At 69.1% G+C, this 19,216-nt stretch carries 19 protein-coding genes; 7 read left to right on the plus strand and 12 right to left on the minus strand.

Going from position 1 to position 19,216, the window contains the following annotated elements; all coding sequences use genetic code 11:
- Nucleotides 1-31 precede the first annotated feature (31 nt).
- From OG472_RS43665 to OG472_RS43675, 3 genes are read right to left on the minus strand one after another with little or no spacing between them, the layout of a single operon-like run.
- On the minus strand, nt 32-793 hold the full coding sequence (locus OG472_RS43665) for a creatininase family protein (RefSeq protein ID WP_331723250.1): 762 nt from the start codon (nt 791-793) through the stop codon (nt 32-34).
- A gap of 34 nt (nt 794-827) precedes the next feature.
- Nucleotides 828-1,781, minus strand: a complete 954-nt coding sequence (locus OG472_RS43670; RefSeq protein ID WP_331723249.1) for a radical SAM protein — start codon at nt 1,779-1,781, stop codon at nt 828-830.
- 16 nt (nt 1,782-1,797) lie between these two features.
- Nucleotides 1,798-2,976 carry a radical SAM protein gene (locus OG472_RS43675; protein WP_331723248.1) on the minus strand — a complete coding sequence of 393 codons (1,179 nt, stop codon included), beginning with the start codon at nt 2,974-2,976 and terminating at the stop codon, nt 1,798-1,800.
- A 259-nt stretch (nt 2,977-3,235) separates the two neighbouring features.
- Here OG472_RS43675 and OG472_RS43680 point away from each other — a divergent pair, with 259 nt between their 5' ends.
- Entirely contained in the window at nt 3,236-4,570 is a 1,335-nt protein-coding gene (locus OG472_RS43680; protein WP_327167127.1) for an XRE family transcriptional regulator, read from the plus strand.
- Nucleotides 4,571-4,823: 253 nt separating this feature from the next.
- Here the strand turns inward: OG472_RS43680 and OG472_RS43685 are convergent, their stop codons facing one another.
- Nucleotides 4,824-5,702 carry a hypothetical protein gene (locus OG472_RS43685; RefSeq protein ID WP_405940596.1) on the minus strand — a complete coding sequence of 293 codons (879 nt, stop codon included), beginning with the start codon at nt 5,700-5,702 and terminating at the stop codon, nt 4,824-4,826.
- A gap of 20 nt (nt 5,703-5,722) precedes the next feature.
- Between OG472_RS43685 and OG472_RS43690 the strand changes: the two genes are divergently transcribed.
- Nucleotides 5,723-6,265 carry a hypothetical protein gene (locus tag OG472_RS43690; RefSeq protein WP_266608984.1) on the plus strand — a complete coding sequence of 181 codons (543 nt, stop codon included), beginning with the start codon at nt 5,723-5,725 and terminating at the stop codon, nt 6,263-6,265.
- A 172-nt stretch (nt 6,266-6,437) separates the two neighbouring features.
- Here the strand turns inward: OG472_RS43690 and tpg are convergent, their stop codons facing one another.
- Nucleotides 6,438-6,992: a telomere-protecting terminal protein Tpg gene (tpg, locus tag OG472_RS43695; RefSeq protein ID WP_405940595.1), complete on the minus strand. Its 555-nt coding sequence runs from the start codon at nt 6,990-6,992 to the stop codon at nt 6,438-6,440.
- A 7-nt stretch (nt 6,993-6,999) separates the two neighbouring features.
- Complete coding sequence (tap, locus tag OG472_RS43700; RefSeq protein ID WP_405940594.1) at nt 7,000-9,126, minus strand: telomere-associated protein Tap; 2,127 nt, start codon at nt 9,124-9,126, stop codon at nt 7,000-7,002.
- Between the two features lie 238 nt (nt 9,127-9,364).
- On the opposite strand from tap, the gene OG472_RS43705 reads away from it, so the two are divergent.
- The gene (locus OG472_RS43705) at nt 9,365-9,928 is read left to right on the plus strand and encodes a hypothetical protein (protein ID WP_405940593.1); all 564 of its coding nucleotides are present in this window, start codon (nt 9,365-9,367) and stop codon (nt 9,926-9,928) included.
- A gap of 109 nt (nt 9,929-10,037) precedes the next feature.
- On the opposite strand, the gene OG472_RS43710 is transcribed toward OG472_RS43705, so the two are convergent.
- Complete coding sequence (locus tag OG472_RS43710) at nt 10,038-10,439, minus strand: hypothetical protein (protein WP_405940592.1); 402 nt, start codon at nt 10,437-10,439, stop codon at nt 10,038-10,040.
- Nucleotides 10,440-10,488: 49 nt separating this feature from the next.
- Here OG472_RS43710 and OG472_RS43715 point away from each other — a divergent pair, with 49 nt between their 5' ends.
- Nucleotides 10,489-11,523 (plus strand): nucleotide kinase domain-containing protein, encoded by a 1,035-nt coding sequence (locus tag OG472_RS43715; RefSeq protein WP_405940591.1) that lies wholly within the window; start codon nt 10,489-10,491, stop codon nt 11,521-11,523.
- A 15-nt stretch (nt 11,524-11,538) separates the two neighbouring features.
- On the opposite strand, the gene OG472_RS43720 is transcribed toward OG472_RS43715, so the two are convergent.
- From OG472_RS43720 to OG472_RS43735, 4 genes are all read right to left on the minus strand, one after another.
- On the minus strand, nt 11,539-12,384 hold the full coding sequence (locus OG472_RS43720) for a hypothetical protein (RefSeq protein ID WP_405940590.1): 846 nt from the start codon (nt 12,382-12,384) through the stop codon (nt 11,539-11,541).
- Nucleotides 12,385-12,464: 80 nt separating this feature from the next.
- Nucleotides 12,465-13,376 (minus strand): ImmA/IrrE family metallo-endopeptidase, encoded by a 912-nt coding sequence (locus tag OG472_RS43725; RefSeq protein WP_405940589.1) that lies wholly within the window; start codon nt 13,374-13,376, stop codon nt 12,465-12,467.
- The gene (locus OG472_RS43730) at nt 13,373-13,801 is read right to left on the minus strand and encodes a helix-turn-helix domain-containing protein (RefSeq protein WP_405940588.1); all 429 of its coding nucleotides are present in this window, start codon (nt 13,799-13,801) and stop codon (nt 13,373-13,375) included. Before OG472_RS43730 ends, OG472_RS43725 begins: the two co-directional genes overlap by 4 nt.
- Nucleotides 13,798-14,040 (minus strand): acyl carrier protein, encoded by a 243-nt coding sequence (locus OG472_RS43735; RefSeq protein WP_405940587.1) that lies wholly within the window; start codon nt 14,038-14,040, stop codon nt 13,798-13,800. The genes OG472_RS43730 and OG472_RS43735 overlap by 4 nt, the downstream gene beginning before the upstream one ends.
- A 142-nt stretch (nt 14,041-14,182) precedes the next feature.
- Between OG472_RS43735 and OG472_RS43740 the strand changes: the two genes are divergently transcribed.
- Both OG472_RS43740 and OG472_RS43745 read left to right on the plus strand, forming a co-directional pair.
- Complete coding sequence (locus OG472_RS43740) at nt 14,183-15,058, plus strand: nucleoside triphosphate pyrophosphohydrolase family protein (protein WP_405940586.1); 876 nt, start codon at nt 14,183-14,185, stop codon at nt 15,056-15,058.
- A gap of 99 nt (nt 15,059-15,157) precedes the next feature.
- Entirely contained in the window at nt 15,158-15,835 is a 678-nt protein-coding gene (locus OG472_RS43745) for a DUF6308 family protein (protein ID WP_405940585.1), read from the plus strand.
- A 63-nt stretch (nt 15,836-15,898) separates the two neighbouring features.
- Here the strand turns inward: OG472_RS43745 and OG472_RS43750 are convergent, their stop codons facing one another.
- Entirely contained in the window at nt 15,899-18,418 is a 2,520-nt protein-coding gene (locus tag OG472_RS43750) for a Helicase associated domain protein (RefSeq protein WP_405943124.1), read from the minus strand.
- 260 nt (nt 18,419-18,678) lie between these two features.
- Here OG472_RS43750 and OG472_RS43755 point away from each other — a divergent pair, with 260 nt between their 5' ends.
- A complete protein-coding gene (locus tag OG472_RS43755) occupies nt 18,679-18,900 on the plus strand; it encodes a hypothetical protein (protein WP_405940584.1) in 222 nt (73 codons plus the stop codon).
- Nucleotides 18,901-19,216: the final 316 nt, after the last annotated feature.

A 19,216-nucleotide genomic window follows, 5' to 3' on the forward strand; every position in this document is an offset into this window, starting at 1 on the left:
GTTCCCGGGCGGGCCCGGGCGGTGTCCGGGGTCATGACGGAAGGGGTGCGGCGAACTCGCGGCGCACGGCGTCGGCGAGCTGCCGGGCGACCTGGTAGGCCACCCGATCGCCGAGCTCGGCGCCCGCCCCGGCTGCGGAGTAGACGATGCCGCTGCTGGTCGCGGTGTCGGCTGGCTGCGGGTAGAGGTGGTAGCTGATCCGGCGGGGCTGCTCCATGCCGCCGTCGACGGGCAGCCGGCCGGTGCGGACGGTGCGCGGGTTGATGTGCATGACGAGGCTGGACTCGACCATCCCGGCATGGTGGTCATCCCGGCGGGCAGTGCCGCTCTCGCGGGCGAGGGCGTCACGGAAGTCCTCGCCGACGACGTCCCACCAGTTCACGACCATCACCCGCACGCCGGGGGTCCGTTCGGTCAGGTCGCGGGCGGCCTCGCACAGGAAGCTGATGTTGTCGATGGCCGAGTTGACCAGGACCATGCGGCGGTAGCCGTGACGCGCCAGAGAGGCCAGGACCTCGGTGACCACCGCCGTGAAGGTGGCGCCGCTGATGCTGATGACGCCGGGGAACGTGCCGCCGAGCCGCTGGGAGGGTGTGGCCACGCCGTAGCCGAGGGTGGGGGCGACGTGACCGCCGATGTCGTGGGCGAGCTGGTGGGCGAAGTGGTCGCTGATCATGGTGTCGGAGCCGAGCGGCAGGTGCGGGCCGTGCGGTTCAAGGGCGCCGATGGGCACGATGACGTGGTCTTCGGGTCCGGGTTGCAGGTCGGGCCAGACCAGGTCGCTGATGAGCACGAGAGCGGATTCCCTTCCAGAGCAGTGCGGTGGATCAGGCGTCGGTCCAGCCGAGGCTGGGGACCGTCTCGGGGCGCAGCGGGGCGGCGATCTGGAGGTTGAGGAAGTCCTCCTTATTGCCGCAGCCGCCGGCGGCCGCGCACGGAGCCCAGGGGTCGGGACGCAGCGGCAGCTCGAAGCCGTCGGTCAGGACGCTGCCCAGCGGCGGGCGTTGCTGGGCTGAATAGTTGGAGCAGCGGTAGGCCTGGCCATGGATGTCGATGAACACCGCGTCGTGGCCGGCCCTGCAGGGCATGCCCTGGCAGGACGTCAGTGCGATCAGGGCGGTCTCGGCGAGCGCCCGGTTTCCGCCGAGGCGGGCCAGGGTTTCCAGGGCACTGCCGGCCTTGAGGGCGGGAACCGCATGGGACGGATCTTGCGGGTCGGTGGGGGCGGTCGGGTCGTAGCCGAGGTCGACGTTGAACCGCAGCCCGGCTGCGCGGGCGGCCTCCTCGGCGCGGGCCACAGCGTCCACGTTGTCCTCGAACAGCAGGGCGTTGACGACGACGAAGCAGCCGAAGGTCTCCTGTGCGAAGGACGCGGCGGCGATGAACCGGCCAAGGTCGGCTTGGCCATCGTGCCAGGTCAGCCACAGAGAGAGCTTGCCCAAGTTGGCCGCTGCCTCCAGCCTGGGCAGCCGACGGGGCAGCAGGACCGCGTTGGAGACCAGCTCGACATGCTCGACGCCGCTCTGCCGGGTCAGCCAGGCTGCCTTCTCCAGAAAGAGGGGGCTCGCGAACGGCTCGCCGAGGGTGCCGAGCCGGACCTTCACCGGGTAGGGGCGCGTCCCGATCCAGGTCACCACCCTGTCGTAGACCTCGCGGTCCTCAGGGTTCTTCCAGTCGTGGCGACGGCTCTTGGCCCAGTCGCCGATGGACACGCAGTAGTCGCAGGCCAGATTGCACAGCCGCTGGCCGGCCACGTACCAGATCCGCACCGGATTATGCATAGGAGCCTCCCCCTTCCTATCCGAAGGTCGCGATCGGCCTGAAGTCCCTGCCGGGGAAGTCGCGCAGCTGGTTGTGGCAGCGCCGACACAGGAAGTCCTCCGGGGCCTCGTCGACGCCGAACACCTTGCGGCGCAGCGCGACCGCCCGCTCGCCGGACATCAGCTCGTCGATCGAACCGTCCCCGACGTGCCCGAACACCTCCCGCTGGTAGTAGTCGTTGCAGCACAGGAACAGGGCCCCGGTCACGGAGATGTTCACGTGCTGCACCGGCCAGCCGCAGCCGGTCAGCCGCCCTTCCACCTGGACGTCCTGGGCGTACTCGCCGCCCAGCTCACCGGCCCGGTCACACGTCAGGCTCGGGTACACCTGCGCGCCAAGCGGAACGAAGTGCCGCTCGACCCCTTCGAGGTTGCGCTCCCCACGCGCGCCGACCCCGTTGACGACGACCTGCACCGGCAGCCCGGCGCGCAGGGCAGCCTCGGTGTTGCCCACCGTGTGCTGGTAGCTCCGTGACCCGGTGAGCCCGGCGAACTCGGCCTCGTCGACCGAGGGGATGTTCACGATCAGATCCTTCAGCACCCCGCTTTGCTTCAGATCCTCGATCTTCGCCGTGGTCAGCGCGGAGGCGTTCGAGTACAGAGCCAACGGCATCCCGTGACGGGACAGGACCTCCAAGCGGCGGGAGAAGTACCGGTCCAGGGTCGGCTCGTTGAAGAACTGGAACGTCACGTACGAGGCGTCGGCCGCGGCGAGCTTGCCGACGATCTCCTCGAACAGGCCCATCGGCATGGTCCGGCGAGGCTTGGGGTCGGCCGCCACCGGGCAGGAGACGCACCCCCAGTTGCAGTGGGCCGTCACCTCGATCTCCCCGGACTCGACCCGGTACGACCGGCACAGCTCGACAGGATCCTGCAGCCACCCTCGCGCCACCGCCGCCTCCACGCGGCCGGCCCCGAACCGGGCCGAGAGCTCACCGCTGTCGTGGGGACGTTCGGAGGCGTACCGCAGCAGCTCAAGGACCACGGCATCGTCCTGCCACACGATCACCCGGTCCAGCCCTACAACCCCGAACACGGTGCTCCCCAGGGGCGGGGCGCCGACGGGGGCCTGGGGCCCGCTGCTGTCCGACAGGTACACCAGGTCCGGGCCGGTGCCCGGACGGACGCTGGAGAGGTACGGCGAGGTTTGCAGCATCACGGCCGCCGCAATCCCGGACCGACAACCTCCGTAGGTGCGCGGCAAGCCGTCTGGGCGGGCAACGGTGGAAAACGGCATGAGATGTCCCTTCAATGGCGAGGGGGACAGGCGCCAATACCAGGCACCGGCCGAGCCGACTGGTCCGATCGCTCGGAAGATCGAGCTTCGGTCAGCTGTACGTCCAACGCGATGGTCCGGCGGGGGTCCCGCGGGGGTCCCGCCTCGGGAACCACACCCTGTGGAAGACAGAGAGTGCTTGACTGACTACGTGACCGAGCACTCGCATCCGCTGGCCTACCGGCGCGCGCTCAAGAATCTGACCCGGGTCGACTTGGCGAACCTCATCGGCGCGGCGGCGCAGCGGCGAGGCCTGCGCTCGGGCACAGACAAGCACCGGGTACGCAAATGGGAGGTCCTGGCGGTCACCCCAGAAGCCGAAACGCAGGTCTACATCGCGGAAGCGCTGGGGCTGCCCGTCGAGCTGGTCGACCCCGACAACTGGCCGAACTGGCTGCCCGGAAGCGACGGAGGCGTCGTCCCCCTCGGCCCGTCCAGCACCGTCACAGCCCTGCGAGAGGCCCTCAACACAGCCATGGAACGCCTGGAACGCCGCACCTTCCTCACCATCTCCGGCACCGCCCTCACCACCCTGGCCGCCGCCTGGGCCACCAGCGGAGGGATCGCGCTCGCCGCGCAGTCGGAGGGCGGCAGACTCGTCGGCCAGGACACGGTCACCCTGCTGGAGAACACCAGCCGTCAGCTCAACAGCCTGGTCACCGAACAACGCCAACACGTATCAGCCCTGTTGGATGCCCACCTCGTCACCGTCACAGAACTGATCGCCCACAGTCGCTACGACCGCACCACCGGCCTGCGCCTCCACACTCTGGCCGCGACCCTCGCCCAGACCGTCGCCTGGCACCGCTTCGACCACGGCCACCACGCCGCCGCCAGCAAACTCTGGATCGCCGGACTCCACAGCGCCCACGCCACCGACGACCCCGACCTCGGCGCCGCCATGCTCGGTGACCTCGCGTACCAGGCCGCATGGCGCAAGGACCACGCCACCGCCGCCGGAATCCTCCAGCACGCGCTCAAACGCACCCAGCACCCCGCTGCCCGGTCCCTCCTCCACCTCCGCCTCGCCCGCACCCTCGCTGCCCAGCAGGAGAAGCAGCCCGCCCTGCGCGCCCTGGCGGCAGCTGAGCACCACCTCGGAGCATCGTCCGGCCGGCCTCTGCCAGCATGGTGCGCGTGGATGTCCGAAGCCGACCTCGCGGTCGACTCCGGCCAGGCCCTCCTCGACCTCGGCGACGCCGCCCGCGCTCACCAACTCATCGGAGAAGGCCAAGTTCTCCTGCCGGCTGCCCGTGACAAGACCCGAGGCATCTTCCTTGCCTACCAGGCGGCCAGCCACCTGAAGCTCAAGCAACCTGAACTGGCAGCCCACGCCGCCGGAGAGGCCCTCGGGCTCTCCCGCCGAATCGGTGCCCCGCGCTGCGAACGACTCGTCCAAGAACTCGTGCCCGAGTTCCGGCCCTACCGCACCGCGGCCGGTGTCCCGGAACTCCTGGCCCTTGCCGCTGCCTGACGACGCGCCCGGCCGCGAACACAGGCCATCAGCCGGAACAGCCTGCTCCTGGCACTGGGGTGTCGGGGCTTCGCAGGTGTCCAACGAAAGCTGCCACAGGCGTGACGCGAAGACCTCGCGACGCGCTCACGAGGGGCCCGCCATGTCCTCTTCTGATACGGCCGGGACCGGAGGAGGCGGCCCCTGGGTCGGCGGTCGGTGGTGACACTCGGGGCGGGGCCAGTGCAGCGGCTCGGCCCGGATCTCGCACATGTCAGCTGGGCTGGTCTGGGGCGGGCTGCAGTTTCCGGCGGCGCCGGTGTTCGCGCTGGGCTTGGGCGCGGGCGCATTCGCGTGTGCAGTACTTGACGCCGGTGGTGCGGTTCTGTCCGTACTCGGCACGGCCGCGCTGCCGGACGAAGGGCCGCCGGCAGTTCTCGTTGGCGCATTCGCGGATGGTGGCGTTCTCGGCGAGGTGGTTGTAGAGCTGGAGGAACGCCACGGCGAGGAGTGTGGGGTAGCGGTCTTCGAGGCCGCCGATGCCGATACTGAAGGGCTCCAGAGCCGCGTTGAGGGTGCTGGCCAGGTCGCTGACCTTCAGCGCCAGCAGCTCCTCGCGCATGTGGTTGAGGTCGCGCGGCCACGTCTCCGCCTTGTCGCTGTTGGCGGCCTGCCACCGGGCGAGCTCTTCTTCGGTGGCCTCGGCTTCGACGAGTGCGTCCAGTCCGCCCTCGTGACGCAGAGCCAGCCAGGTGGCGATGGCGTCCTGAGCCTCGGAGACGAACAGCGTCGCCAGCTCGCCGTGAAGGGCGAACGGGCCGCGCTCGGGGTGGAGGCTGTCCGTCAGCGCGGTGAAGTGATCGTGTTCCTCGACGTCGAGGCTCAACGACCCGACGCGGCCTCCCAGATGCCCGTAGGCGCGCATCATGGCGGCGACCGCCTCGAGGTCGGCGGGGTCGAGCTCCATGAATTCGCGCAGGTAGAAGTCCTCGGGCAGCGACACCGTGCCATCGCCGGGGGAGCGGAGCCGGGGGCTCCAGACGATCCACTCGCCCTCTGCCCGCGCGTCGGTGAGGGGGCTCAACTGCGGTGCGGGAACGGGTGTTCCGGGCCACAGCGTGGGACGAAAGCGTGGGTCAACGTATGCCTCCATGTGCGGCATCATAGCCAGAGATGAGGGAATACGAAAAGAAGGCAGTTCGTATCACGCATGCAGAACTCGTCGAAGGGGGAACCACCGTGACGCAGTGGCAGCACCGCAAGGCTGTCGGGGACCTGCACGAACAGCGAGTCGCCGCCGCCTTGCGCGCCAGAGGCTGGACCGTCCACCCCTGCGGACAGGGCACCTACCCCCATGCTGTCCGCGAAGCCCTGCGCTGTACCCGCTCCGCCCTGAGGCAGTTCCCCGACCTGATTGCCGCCCGCGGTGCCGACGTCGTCACCATCGACGCGAAAGACCGCATGCCCAGCACCGACACGAGCCGCTACTCGATCAGTGCCACGACCATCAACGCCGGCCTCCACTTCACCGCCATCCATGCCCCCACCCCGCTCTACTACGTCTTCGGCGACCTCAAAGTCCTCACCCCCGCCGAAGTCCTCCACTACACCGACCACGCCCTGCGCCACTCAAGCGGCGCCTACCACCTCGTCAGCACACACCGCGCCCACCCCTTCGACGACGTCTTCGGCTCAGCCGCTGCCCAAGCTGCTTGAACGGGCAGGTTCCGGCAGGGCCGCGGTCACGTAGAGACGGCGTCAAGGAGGGCGCCGTGCGCGGCGCGCTTCGGGGCGCATCAAGCGCGCGGCGGTGGCTGCGGTGGCGGCGCCGGCCGCTCCCACCGCCACGGCGGCCCCGGCTTACAAGTGCGCCGGCCACCCCTTCCTCTCAGAACGACACGTCGATGTAGTCGATGTCGGTGAATTCGACTTCGAGCTGGTCGGCGCGGGTTCCGCCGTCCTTGAAGTAGATGTCCTGGAGTCCTTCGGCGACGATCGCGCGCAGTTCCGGATCCTGGGCGCCCTGCTGCTGGGCGTCGAACAGGCGCTGCGCGTACGCGGGCGGGAGGTGGACGGTGAGGCGTCGCATCCGGCCGTCGTCGGTGGTGCCGATGGGCGCGGTGTATCCAAATCGGGCGCGGGTCTCGACGGTGATCCCGGTGCGGGTGGCGGCTTCCTTGCGGCGGCGGTCGCGGACCTTGGGCTGCCATCGGGCGCGTACGGCGGTGTCGATCCGGTCGGTGATCGCCTTGGGCGGGGTCTTGCGTTCGCCGGTGCGGTAGCGCTCGATGGACCGCTGGCTGACGCCGAGCTCGGCGGCCACGGCCCTGGTGGTCTTCAGCTTGCCCATCAGAAAGTTGATGCGGCCCTTCAGCGTCTTGGGCGGCTCCCGCGTGAACGTCTCCCGGCCCGCGCGCTCCAGGGCGTCATCGATGTCCCCCACGGTCTACCTACTCTCCTTCGTCCAGGACGGCGTCGCCGCCCTTGATGTGCCGGGCCGGGTTGAGGCCCTTCTCCATGAGGTCGACGGCCCACGCCATCTCCTGGAGGCCTTCGAGCTTCGCGAGGCCTGGCGTCGTCCCGAGGCGGAAGGAGCCGGGGAGGGGCTTGCCGGAGGTGGTGTACGGCAGGAAGTCGAGCGGGGAGGATCCGGGGCTGGCGTAGACGACGCAGTCGGAGAGCACGCCGAGCGGGTACTGGCCGGTCGCCTTCGCGGTGTTGGCCATCTTGCGGTGCATGTTGACCCGTGCCTTGGAGATGACCGCGGCGCGGATGTCGGGGCGCCAGGTCGGCCGCTCCAGCGCCGGCCACCGCTCCCCGTCCCGGTAGTGCCGTCCCTGGGGGCGCTCGCGGAGCTTGCCGACGCCGCCCTTGACAGTGGCCTTGATCGCGGCGAGTACGGCCGCCATCCCGGGATCCACCTGCTTGTGCTGCTCCATCGCGGCGAGGAACTGCCGGTCGTCCAGCTCGGCAGTCACACCCAGATCGGCGAGCGTGTCGACGTACGCGGTCTTGAGGCGGTCGTGCCACGGATCCAGGTACGCACCCGTCTCCCGGCGCAGGAACGCCTCGATCGGCGCGACGTCGTGGCCGAGCTCCTGGGCGTAAGCGAGGGTGTGGGTCTGGTACCAGGCCGGCCCGGTCGGCCGCTGCCCGGAGGGGGTAAACGGCGAGGGCAGGCGCGGGTCCAGCTCGATGTGTGAGAGGTCGACCATCCAGGAGCCGGGGATCTTCTTGTTGAAGGTCGGGCGGTGGAAGTGGTCGGGTGCGGACAGGCCGACGACCAGGCGAGCGGCCGCGGCGAGGAACGCGGTGTTCAGGTCCAGGCCGACCGCGTACGGCAGCAGGCACTCCTCGTCGGTGAGCAGTTGAGGGTCCCGCACCCACTGGTAGGCCTCCTCGTCGAGGAAGCCGCCGGTCCATCCCTGCGCGACGGGGTGCTCCTGCGGGGCTTCCGGCGGGGCGGGGTCCATCGGCTCGGTGCCGAGCGAGCCCGGGTTGTAGGCGGACTCCCACGCGCCGGTGGTCTCGTTCTTCAGGGCGCGGGTCGGCGGCCGCAACGCGGTCATGAGCTCGAGCCCGGAGGTGGCGGTGGAGCCGCGCGGGGTGATCACCCGGGCCGCGTACGTGCCCAGCACCCGGGCGACCTCGGCCGGCTCCATGCCTGCGACCCCCGGCCAGGACCGGGCATCGAGCGCCTCCCACGACAGGATCGCGAGCTGCACGCACTGGCGCTGCCCGGCCTGCGCCGGCCGGTAGATCCGCGCCCACGGGCCGAAGCCGCGCTGCGTCAGCTTCCACTTCGCCTTCGCGAGCTGCTTGACGACCGGGTGGTCGTCGGGCAGCCGCAGCGAACGGCGGGCCTCCGGGCCCTCTAGCCGCTCGGGCAGCCCCAGCTTCACGGCGGCCGCCGCGGTGAGGACGACCAGGGGGTCGGAGTCCTTGCCGTTGCGGTTCAACCGCGGCGTGCCGAGCCCGGACTCCTGCAGCGTCCACTCCACCAGCTGCGGAATGGTGGTGGCCGGGCAGTCCAGGACGATCCCGTCCACGCCGTAGGCAGAGCTGTCGCCGTCCAGGACCGCGAGCGGGCCGTGCAGGAACCGCGGGTCGACGGCCGGCTGCGCAGCGGCTTTCCCCGCCGGGCGGCGCGACGGAGCCGAGGGCTTGGCCGCCTCCACGGGTGCCTTCACGACCGGACCCGGTGCAGCGGGGCTGGCGGCCGCGGCGTGTCCGGCCGGCTCGGTGGGTTGCTCCACGGGGCTGGTGAACGCCTCCGGAACCGGAGCGGGCACGGGAACCGGAGCGGACGCGGACTTGGTCGCGGCCGGCGCGGGGTACCGCTCGGCCCAGCCGTCCAGCAGTCGCAGGTAGGCCTGAAGCCGCGGTGGCCGCGGCTCGGAGCGGCCGTTCTCCCAGTTCTTCACCGTCTGCGGTGTCGACTTCAGAGCGGCCGCGAGCCGGGCCTGCGTGACACCCGCGGCTTCACGCAGTCGCGCCCGCTCCGCCGGAGACGGCAACTGCGGCTCGCCCTCCAGCAGCGCGTCCACCGCGTCGAACAGTTCTTCCTGGCTCGGCATGGCCCACCTCCACCCCGAACCCTAGCAAAATTAACCCCACCAGGATATTGGATTTAACCCTATCGGGGTGTCGTGTTTTCGGGATGTGTGGCGGGGCCCGGTACCCAACCGCCCCGGTTGTTGGGACTGCCCAGGTGTGGGCGCGTGCGCGGACGGGGCAAGGTCGCAGACGGGATCCGGCCGGCCTGTCGGCAGGAACGTAGGAGAGGATGGTGCGCTGGATTGGGACTGGTGGACGGTGGATTTCGGGGACGCGCACGCGGGCGCGGCGGGTGTACTCGTCGGCGGCAGCGAGCCAGGCCCGGTGTACTTCGACGTCGGGAGCGGGCCGAACGTGCCGTCGAGTACGCACTGGTCGGCCTACGACGGCCGGGCCCGCCGCCCGCGCGCCGAGACCCTCCGGGCCGTGTGCGCGTGCGGATGGCGCAGCGCCGCCCAGTACCCCCTCGACTGGGACACGATCGGCGACCAGCCCCTGTACGAAGCGGACATCGACCTCTCGGGACCGCTTGCGGACTGGACCGCGCACCTGTCTGTCGTCCGCGACGTGGCGGTGCCGCTGCCCGACCCGCTGGTCGCGCTCCTGGTCGAGATGGCCGGGCAGCTGACCGTGACGGCCGCGGACACGCCGTTGGCCGCGCTGCGCGCTGCCGGTGTGCTGGAGCGGATCGCGGCCCGGGTGGGCCGGGAGGCTGCCGGCGTGCTGTGCGACGAGGGTATGTCTGCCGAAGCGGTGGCCACCGCGCTCGGGACAACCCGTTCCAAGGCCCTGGTCCTGCTCCTGACCGCGCAGGACAGGTAACGGCACGCACCACAGCGGCGTTCCAGGAGTGGGCGGGTCAGCGGTGCCCCAGTTTGTTCCGCTTGGCTCTCATGCCTCACGTGGGCCATGCGGTGAGTTCACCATCCTTCTAAGCGTGAACCTCGGGATTAGGCGTGTCGGGGCCGCGGGGTGCGTCGTTGATGGTGAAGGAGTCCTCGCTGCGCCCTGTGCTTTGGCCGTTGCCCCGGGCGGGAGGGCGGCGCGTCTCGCGGCGTGGTCCGGTGCGGCGGACTTGCGGCCACTGCTCGGCAGCGGAGCGGTTGGCCGCGTCGAGGGCGTCTGTGCTCAGGCTGCGGTAAGACTGCAGGACCTCGGAGACGAACGCGGGGGAGAGTTCAGCTTGAACCACGAGGGCTGCGAGCAGTTGGGAGCGGTTGGCATTCTCGCCGGCTGCAAGCCCTGCAGCCACCAACTGGTCCAAGCGCTCGTTGACGGCGTCAGGCCAGGTGACGAGAGCGTTGCTGCGTTGGGTGCGCCATAGCAGTTCCATGCCTCGTCCCCTCTGGCGGTTGAATCTATATTCAATATATATTGACCTCATGGTGACCATGCTGCAAGCCCGAGCGAGCCGCCCGGCGGAAGACTTCGATCCTCCCGCCAAGGTGCGGATTGCGGGGCGGGTGCTGCAGCCCACGCCGGTGTTCGACACCTACTGGCGGTTCGCGGCTGCCCGGCAGCAGGTGTACCTGTCGCGGCTGGGGGAGGCGCCGAAGCCGGCGGTTCCTGACCCTGTGCTCGCGCAGCACCGGTTCACCAACTGCTTCCGGGCGGCCGACCGGGTCAGCCAATATCTGATCGGCCATGTGTCCTATCGCGGAGACCAGGAATGGCAGGAGGTGTTCTTCCGTACCTTGCTGTTCAAGTTCTTCAACAAGATTCAGACCTGGCAATTGCTGGAGGAGCACCTGGGTGAAGTCGCCTGGCACCGCTACGACTACCGGTCTCTGGACCGAGTGTTGTCGCGGGCGTTCACGGCCGGGGAGCGGTTGTACTCGGCCGCCTACATCACTCCGCCGCCGCAACTGGGTGAGCAGCGTAAGCACCGTAATCACCTGCGTCTGGTCGAACTGATGATGGGCCAGGGGGCGCCGGAGCGGGTTCGGAAGGCTGCCTCCATGCGTGAGGCGTACCAGGTGCTGCTCAGCTTTCCGGCACTCGGCCCATTCCTGGCCTACCAATACCTGATCGACCTGAACTACGCGGCCGGGCTGTCGTTCTCCGAAATGGACTTCGTCGTTCCCGGGCCAGGCGCCCGTGACGGCATCCGCAAGTGCTTCGGCGCCGCCGCAGGCGGCATCGAAGCCGAAGCGATCCGCTATATGTCCGACACGCAGCAGGAGCACTTCGCCCGCCTCGGGCTCACCTTCACGGGGCTACGGGGGCGCCCGCTGCAGCTGATCGATTGCCAGAACCTCTTCTGCGAGGTCGACAAGTACGCACGTGTGGTCCACCCGGACATCGTCGGAATCAGTGGCCGAAGCCGTATCAAGCAGCTGTACCGCGCCGATGGTGCCCAGCTGACGGCCTGGTTCCCGCCCAAGTGGGGCATCAACTCTCAGGCCCCCCAGGCTTGACAGCCTTCGCGTGGTTCAGGCCAGCTGGAGGCGGCCCTGGCCTTGGAGTACAGGCCGCAACGCCTTGATGTCCCCTTCTATCTGAGCGTGCCCGGCGACCACGGTCAGGCTGCCGGGGTGCACCCCGGCGTGCTGGGCCAGGTAGGCCAGCAGCCGGCCCAGCCCCAGGTAGTTACCGTAAGCACGAGCGACCATGTAGTGGCTGCGGTACAGAGCCACCGCGTGCAGGACCCGGCCGCGCTGCAACTGGAACGAGCAGTGGCTCAGGCAGGGGAACCCCCGTATCCCGTTGTCCTTCCCGGCGGCATGTATCGACGTGGACCAGGCGCTCGCGCCGGTCGCCGCCCCGCCGTTGCCGTCCGTGCCGTTTGTGCTGTCCTGGTCCACATCGTCGGGATGGGCGATGTCCATCTCGTATGCGGCGCTCATCGGCCCCTTGCCTGCCGCCTGTCGGCGGATCCGATCGATCAGTGTGGTCAGTTGATCGACGGGGCCGTCCTGTCCGGGGTAGGCCACGACGCGCCCGAAGTAGGTGCCGGTCGCGTTGGCCCGGTCGATGCGCCGTATCCGCGGGTAGATCTCCTGGTACCGGCGCACCAGATCCGCAGGGGTGTGGGAGACGGCTGCGAGCTGTGCGGGGAAAAGGGTGTTGGCCACTGTCTCGATCGGCGCATAGCCCGTCTCCTCCCGCATCCTGTCGAACTCGGCGCGTAGCTGCGGGTCCTCCGTGGCGGCGTCTTCGATCCGGACTACGGTGTGGAAGGCGTCCCGCTTCGGGTTCCCGGGCCTATCCAGCTCCAGGCAGGCGGCCTTCCAGGCCAGTGAGGTATTCGTTCCCTGGACAACGAAAGTTGACAGCATCGATGCTCCTCATGTGCGCGTCGATCAGCAGGGGAGTCTCATAGGTGGAGCGGTGTCGGGAAGTGCGCCGGACGAAGTCGTCAGGTGGGCCAGAGGTTCTGGACGCCAACGCGCGGGGCCTGGCGTTCCAGTGTGAATCCCAGCAGTTCGGCGGCCCCGGGAACGCGCACCGTGACCGAGGCTGCCCCGGTGAACGCGCCGGTTACCTCCGCGGCCACCACGGTGGCCGGGTCTTCGCGCACGGGGAGCTGTCCGGCCACATCTTGGGGCGCCTGGAGCTCGTGGGGCAGCCAATCGAAGCGGGCCCCGGTATCGCCAAGAACGATCAGGTCCCCTGCGTCGACACGCACGGTGGCACCGTGGGCGCCCGTATCGATGACGTGGACGTGGGCTTTGCCAGGTGCCGCACCGCCTGCCAGGTTTGCTTTGATGGCCGCGGGCTTGACCCGCAGCCATTCGGCCTTCTGCGCCCGCGTCACCAGCCGCAGCCGGTGCAGATGATTCACGGTCCCCGCATAGGAGGTGCCCAGCCAGCGGGCCACCCTGTAGGCGTGCTCTGGAACCCGGGGGTGGCCTATCCCGATTCGCGTCAATGCGGCCTGAACTGCCGGCAGCGGCATCAGAAACCACGCCGCGAACGCCTCCGCCAGCTTTTCCTCGTCCGGCCAGGATCCGTCCCCCCACCTACGGGCACGGTCCAGCTCCTCGTCCAGTGCCGTACCGTGCCCGGACAAGTGATGCCCAAGCTCGTGCGCCGCGGTGTGCCGCTGCGCCACGATGTCCAGGCTCGCGTTCAGCAGCACCGCCGGCCCGTTGTCTTGTGGCGAGGCATACACCCCGAACAGCCGAGGCATGGGCCGTGCCATCCCGACGACCCCGGCACGGAATAGCGCGGCGTACACGTCGATGTACGCGTTGCGATCCGCACCAAGGTCGCGGTGCGCCTTGACCGCTGACATCGCGGCAATTTGGTGTGCCACGTCCCAGTTCACTCGAGGCGCTCCTGCTCCTGCGATGGACTGGCTGCCCCCTGCTCCGCTGCCTGCTCCTGTTCACCAGCGCGCCGGAACTTCAGGAACTCGGCGAAGCTGAGCACTTCCTCCCAGTCGCCGTCGGTCAGTCCGACCAGGGCGCGGGGCAGTCCGGCGAGCGCGTGCGCCCCGAGGTCTACGTCCTCCTCCTTGTCGAGGAAGTAGGACACCGGCCGCATGTACAGGCGTGCGAGCTTTTTCAGTTCCAGACTGTCCACGCGGCGGGCGCCTCGTTCGATGTCGCTGACCGCCGAGCGGGGGATGCCGGTCATGTCGGAGACGTGCTGCTGCGACATGCCCAGGTAGTCGCGGGTGTTGCGCAGACGCTCCCCGAGCAGTTCCAGTTCCGGGTCGCGGCTGCGGGGTTCGGCGGGCTGGGGGTTCATGACTTCTGCCTCTCGTTGATCACGTTCAGGACGGTGGCCGCGAAGGTGCGTACCGACCGGGTGGAGCGGGCGGCCTCCTCGTCCGCGGGGACGCTGATCCCGTATCGCTCCTCGATGCGGGTCAGGATCTCGACGACGAGGATGGAATCGACCGGCAGCTCCTCGCCCGCCTCCTCCAGCTCCATCCGCAGCTCATCGGGATCTCGATCCTGCAGTTCGGCCAGGAACTCCACGACCACGGTGACGATGTCCTCGAAGGACGGCTCGATCGCGTTCAGGAGACTCTCCCGTTCGTCGGATTTTCCAGCAGCGCTGCTCTAGCATACGACACGGGTCGGGATTTTCCGACCTCGATGCCGGATTTTCCGACAGGAGGAAGTTGTGGACTTCAACCGCTACCAGCAAGCTGCCATCAAGACCCTCCAAGAGTCCGCCCCTGGCACAGATCCCGTCACGGTGCCGCTGCTCGGCCTTGTCGGCGAGGTTGGCTCCCTCGCCACCGCCTACAAGAAGCGCTTGCGCGACGGACCCGGCCTCGCCTCAGGCAAGCAGCACCTGCGCGAAGAACTCGGCGACGTCCTCTGGTACATCGCCGCGCTAGCCCACCGATTCGACCTCGACCTCGAGGATGTCGCGGCCGCCAATCTCGTCAAGATCGGCGATCGGTGGCACCCCACCCCCCAGCGCGACCGCATCGTCTTCGACACCGGCTTCCCCGAGACCGAGCAGCTCCCGCGGCAGGCCACCCTCACCTTCACCCTCCAGCAACGCGAGAGCGACGGCCGCACTGTTGCCGTGCTTACCCGCGACGGCGTGCGCTGCGGAGACCCCCTAACCGACGCCTCCCACATCGACGACGACTACCGCTTCCATGATGTCTTCCACCTGGCTCATGCTGCCGTCCTCGGATGGTCCCCTGTCTCCCGCTTTCTCATGGGTTGCAAGCGCAAGAGCGACCCCAAGACCGACGAGGCCGAAGACGGCGGACGTGCGATGGCGATTGAGGAGGGCATCTCCGCCCTCGTGTTCTCCTACGCAGCTCGCCATGGCTACTTCGAGAACGTTCGCCACATCGACCACGAGTTCCTCAAAACCATCGCATCCATGACCTCGCACCTTGAAGTCAGTGTCCTGCGCGCCGCAGACTGGGAGCTGGCGATCACGACCGGGTACGCCGCCTGGCGTCAACTGCGCACCCAAGGCGGCGGGACCTTGAAACTTGATCTGGACCGGCAGACCTTGACGGTCGAGCAGTAACCCGCACGCGCCCTGCCGAGGTGATCAGAGGCCTCCTGGTCGGCGGTCACCTCGAGAAGGCCACGCGACGGCACATCGCTGCTTGGAATTGAGTCGCTAATGCCCAGCTCCACCCTTCCGCCGCCGTGCGCGGAACGGATACACGGCTACATCACCGCTCGTCAGGCGGTCGTGGATTTGCGGCGTTACTTCGGGATCAATCTTCCGCCCGGTGCGCTGCCGTTCACCGGCAGCCGGTTCGAGCATCTGGCGGGTGGGGGAGACCTGCCGGAGGTCGCCGACCGGATCACGGCGGAGGACTTGGTCGCGGTGCAGACCTTGTCGGTGACCGTTCCAGTGCCGGTCGCGCTGGACATGTTGGAGGGCCCTCTCGGCGAGCGGCTGTCCGGTCTGCTGCAGGCCATCCCCAAAGACATCGATATGGCCGATGCCACAGCCGCGGTCTTGGCCGAAGGCTCGCCGGCGGCCCGGGCCTGGCAACTGCTCGAAGACCAGCGCGACGTCGGATGGGTGATCGCGGGGAAGCTCCTGGCCAGGAAGCGTCCGCGGCTGCTGCCGGTCTACGACAAGGTGGTGCGCTGCGCTCTGGGCCGCCCGCGCCCCTCGTTCTGGCTTGCGCTGCATGCCGCGCTGCGCGCGGACGACCGAGCCCTGCACCGTCAGTTGCTCGCGCTGCGCCAGGTTGCCGAGGTGCCGGAGAGCGTCAGCGCGCTGCGGGTGTGCGACGTGGTGCTGTGGATGAGGCACCGGGCGGAGGGCCACGCCTGTCCTTGTTGACTCCGCCATGCCGAGTTCGGGGCCATCAGAAGGCAGCAGCGCCACATAACCTGTTCGACACGGCTACTGCGCCCACTCCACACCCAGCTCGGCGAGGGCTGCGAGTTGGGTGGCGTCGAGTCGGTCGCGGCGGGCTTTCTGGTTGGCGAGCCAGATGCCGGTGCGGTGTTCGGTGCCGTCGGGGAGCCGCTCGACGACGGCCCGCCCCGGCATCCCACCCTCCCGTTCGATGTACTGCTGGAGGGCTTGGAGGCCTTTCTGGAACGCCTCGCCGCCCGCGTGCGGCCCGGACGCCACGGCGGTCTTCGCTGCCGTCTTGCGGGTTCGTGGGGTCTTCTTCACGCCGAGCGTGGCGAGTCGGCGCTGCTGTTCCTCGTTTAGCCGGTCCCAGCCCCGCCGTTGCGAAGCGAGCCACCGTCCGACGTCCTCGCCATGCCGGGTGACGCCCGGCATGATCGAGGTCAGGCGGGCGCCGCCCGCGAGGAGCTGGGTGAGGTAGGCGTGGTGGCGTTGCCAGTCGACCGTCCATCCCAGCGTCCCCGGGTTCCAGTCCGGGTCGATCGCGGCGAGCGCCGCTGCCCGCCGCTCGGCGCGTACCGGGTCCTTCCCGAGCCCGCCGGGCCGGCGGATGTTCGTGAGCCACTGTCCGACCTGGACGTCCATGATCGCCGCGCCCCGCGGCGCGGCCAGGGTCCCGTGGAGCTCGTAGTAGGCCCGCGCCGCGCCGAGGTTGGCCTCGAATGATGCGTCGGCGGTGTCCCAGACGATCCCGAGTTCTTCCAGTTCGGCCGCGCGTTCGCCGGTCATGGTCCCGGCCCGGTAGGTGCGCCGCTGGTCGGACAGCCACCGCCCCAGCGGGAAGGCTCCCGCGGTCTCGACGTGTTCGTACGGGACCTCCAGATCGCCCTCCCGCTGCCGGTAGCGCAGCGCGGCTTCAGCGCCCCGGCGCCAGTCCTGGCGTTCGGTGTTGATCACCTGGTAGCTGATCCACTTCGCGATCAGCGCCGGGTCCCGCGGCGTCGCGAACCGGAGGAGCAGCCGTGACTCCTCCTCGCCCTCCTCCGGCGCCTTCCCGACCGGCCGAGACGGGTCTACGATCCTTTTCTGGTTCTCCTGTGGAATAGCAAGCATTTCCACAGCCTTTTCATCGTGCGCCCGTAGTCCCGCCAAAACTCGAACCAGCGGCCGATACGAATTGGACGAAAGCATGTCCTCAGGCTTTTCATCCTTCCGTAGAAATACGGGGACGATGAGGGTGGCCATCTTTCCTTCACCGGGCTTCTGCCGCAGGGCCCGCCCGATGGCCTGGACGATGTCGACGGCAGACCCCTTGGGGTCGATCAGGGCCACGCTGTCGGTGGCTCTGATGTCGACTCCCTCGCCCAGAACCCGGCAATTCGAGAGCACCGCGCGGCCGGCCCGGCGTCCGAAGTCGGCGAGTACCGTCTGCCGGTGGGTGCCTTCGTGTTCCCCGGACAGCCATCCCGACCACACCCGTTCCGGATGCCGCAGGGGGTCGACGGCGTGGAGCCGGCGGGCGACGCGGTCGAGCCCGGCGGCGAAGGCCTCTGCCTCCACGGTGCGGTGGTGGAAGGTGATCGTGGTCTGCAGCCCGTGGGCGGCCATCGTCTCCAGGAGAGCGGTCTGCATGGCGGCGAGGCGCTGGCCGCGCAGCTGCTCCTCGTACCGCTCCTCACCCAGGAGCCGGTCCGGGGTGACGACCGGGTCGGTGAGCTCGGCGACAACGATCTGATACTTCGCCAAGAGTCCGCGGGAGATGGCGTCGGCGAGGGAGAGTTCGTAGACGACGGGCCCGAACACCTTCGGGTCGTCCATCGAGCACGCCAGCTCCTTCGGCAGCCGGTCCCAGCGTGGCCTGCTGACGTAGGCCCGCCCCTCGGCCTCCGCCTCCTCACGCTCCTTCTCCTCCGCGAGCCGGCGGGCCTCCTCCATCTCCCGCTCCTGGGCCCGCGTGCGGGGCGGGCGTTCCATCCAGACCCGGGGGGTGGCGGTCATGTAGAGCCGGCGCATCGCCGGAATCACGTCCTGGCGGTGCACGTCCGCCCACGCCTTCCCCGCCGAACCTGACGTCCGGTGCGCCTCGTCGACGACGACCAGGTCGAACACGTCCATCGGCAGCCCGTACGCACCCTCGTGGGCCTCGGTGATGACGGGCAGCGACGCGTACGTGGCGTAGACCGTCACCGGGCCGCGCCCGTGCCACAGCCCCAGCTGCGGGGCCGATGTCGTGGTCCGTACGTCGAGCTGCCACAGCTGCGGGTCGTCCTCGAGGGAGCACACCGCGACCGCCGGCCCGGTGTGCCCGGCGAGCCGCCACTCCCGCACCGTCTGTGTCAGGAGATCGAGCGTCGGCAGCAGCACCAGGACCCGCCCGTGCCGCGCCAGCCGGAGCGCCGCCGCGGCCGCCATGAACGTCTTCCCCGTCCCGCACGCCGCCACCACCGTTGCCCGCAGACCCGCCTCCGGAATCCGCTTCCCCGGCGGAATATCCAGCCCCCGGACAATGGCCTCCACCGCCTCCTCCTGATGAGGACGCAGCACGATGTCACCAGACTTCTGCACTCGGCACTCCGCTGAACTCGAATGAACTCGAAGCGGCGGACAGACCCGCCGGGGAGGGAATAGCGATGTTCTCGGGATCCTACACAGCTACACGCATCACTTCTGGTGTGATGCACACTGAAGACTGTACCGCGCTTACACCCACGACGGCGTCCGGAACAAGACATCACCGGATTCCGTACCGGAAACGAGCGGTCTCTACCGCAGCTGTGGGTCACCCGTGGACGATGGATGCGCCGACACACCGATGGGGGAGTGCCATGCAGCGCAGTGCACAGGACACGACACGCCTTCTGCACCTGGTGGAGGAAGCAGCCAGGATCCGCATGGTGTGGGAGGAAGTGGCGACAACCCACTGCTGCCGACCGTCCGAAGAAGTGGAGGCCGCATACGCCGAGGCAGCTGACCGCTGGGACGTCCAGCTCAATGAGCACACTGCGGGCCTGTCGAGCGTCTACATCAGTGGCTGCTATTGGGAGTGACGAGCACAGTGACAAGCCACCCCACCCGTCACCGCTGCCAGCCGGCCCGCGACAGCGGGCTTGGTCCTGGAGGCGGAGCCGGAAGGACCTGAAGGGGTGGGAGCGTCAGCGGACACCCCTTCGATGTCCGCGCTTGCGCGGACATCTGGTGGCGCGTCAGCGCCACCAGGGCTGGCGCTTGCGCCAGCCCTTCTCTCTGGACGTCCGCTTGCGGACGTCGATTCCCGCGCTCGCGCGGGGAATCTGGCGAAGCGTCAGCGAAGCCTGCCCGGAGCGCAGCGAAGGGCGTCGATCCTGAGCGCGCCAGCGCTCAGGT

Source organism: Streptomyces sp. NBC_00207 (assembly GCF_045160965.1).
Lineage (GTDB): Bacteria > Actinomycetota > Actinomycetes > Streptomycetales > Streptomycetaceae > Streptomyces.